This window comes from Variovorax restrictus, from assembly GCF_051216715.1.
Lineage (GTDB): Bacteria > Pseudomonadota > Gammaproteobacteria > Burkholderiales > Burkholderiaceae_C > Variovorax.
Map to the genome: position 1 here is coordinate 1 of NZ_JBPJZH010000020.1, position 1,607 is coordinate 1,607.

Genomic DNA, 1,607 nt, shown 5'->3' on the forward strand with positions numbered 1-1,607 from the left:
GGGGGTGCGGACGAAAACTTGGACTACCAGGAGGTAGTTCATGTATTCCTACGAAGATCGAATTCGAGCGGTTGAGCTCTATATCAAGCTGGGCAGGCGCGTCAGGCCCACGATCCGCCAGCTGGGTTATCCAACAAAGAATTCTCTGAAGGGCTGGTACAACGAATACCAGCAGAAGCTCGACTTGCCAGCGGGCTATGCGGGCCGGAGACCCAAGTTCTCGAAGGAACAGAAGGCGGCAGCTATCGAGCATTACCTCGCTCACGACCGCTGCATTGCGGCCACCATGAGGGCACTGGGCTACCCCTGCAGAGGGACGCTAACCGCTTGGATTCGCGAGGCCCTTCCTGAAGCCAGAAGGCGTGTCGTCGGCAGTACGGTGCGACGAAGGTATTCCGGGGAGCTGATGCAAGCAGGAGTCATGGAACTCTGCATTCGCGAGGAAAGTGCCCAGGCTGTAGCCGACAAGTTCGGCGTGTGCCGGCCAACGCTGTACAACTGGAAGAACCAACTTCTGGGACGTGAAGCACCCGCATCCATGAAACGTACCAATCCATCTTCGCCTTCGCAGGAGCGCGATGAGCTCGAGCGCCAGGTTGAGTCCCTGCGCCGCGAAGTCAGGCAACTGCGCCTCGAGCAGGATCTTTTGAACAAGGCCAACGAACTGTTAAAAAAAGGCCTGGGCGTCGACCTGCAGCTCCTGTCCAACCGGGAGAAGACACTGCTGATTGACGCCCTCAGGGAGCACTATGGCCTGCCAGAGCTCCTTGCACAGTTGGATCTTGCGCGCAGTTCGTATTTCTATCACCGGGCCCGCGCAGCGGTGGGCGACAAGTACCTGAAGGTTCGGCAATCCATCACCGACATCTTTGAGTCGAACCACCGCTGCTATGGCTACCGCAGGCTGCAGGCATCTCTGACCAGGCAGGACGTCACGATCTCAGAGAAGGTTGTACAGCGGTTGATGAAGCAGGAAAGCCTGGTTGTTCCAAGGCCCAGAAAGCGCCGCTATGCGTCTTACCTTGGCGAAATCAGCCCAGCGCCTGAGAACCTCATCGATCGCGACTTCCAGGCCGCGGTGCCCAACGCGAAATGGCTCACGGACATCACGGAGTTCCAGATCCCGGCTGGCAAGGTGTACCTCTCGCCCATCATCGACTGCTTCGACGGAATGGTCGTCAGCTGGACCATTGGGACCAGTCCGGACGCGGAGTTGGTCAACACGATGCTGGACGCAGCCATCGAGACGTTGGCCGCCACGGCTGATCGTCCCGTGGTCCACTCCGATCGGGGCGGCCACTACCGCTGGCCGGGTTGGCTCTCAAGAATGAGCAACGCGAACTTCATCCGCTCGATGTCTCGCAAAGCATGCTCACCTGATAACGCTGCCTGCGAAGGCTTCTTCGGTCGGCTGAAGAATGAGCTGTTCTATCCTCGGGACTGGAAGACCGCCACCATTGAGCAGTTCGTCGAGGCGGTCGACTCGTACATCCGCTGGTACAACGAGAAGCGGATCAAGATCTCTCTCGGCTCCCTCAGCCCGATCGAATACCGGGTGAGCCTTGGACTTGCGGCATAAACCAGTCCAAGTTTTTATCCGCACCCCC

The 1,607-nt window shown here is 58.7% G+C and carries 1 protein-coding gene; it reads left to right on the forward strand.

What is annotated here, in order from left to right; all coding sequences use genetic code 11:
- Positions 1–40: 40 nt before the first annotated feature.
- Positions 41–1,579: an IS3 family transposase gene (locus tag ACSFA0_RS26585; protein WP_435453264.1), complete on the forward strand. Its 1,539-nt coding sequence runs from the start codon at positions 41–43 to the stop codon at positions 1,577–1,579.
- Positions 1,580–1,607: the final 28 nt, after the last annotated feature.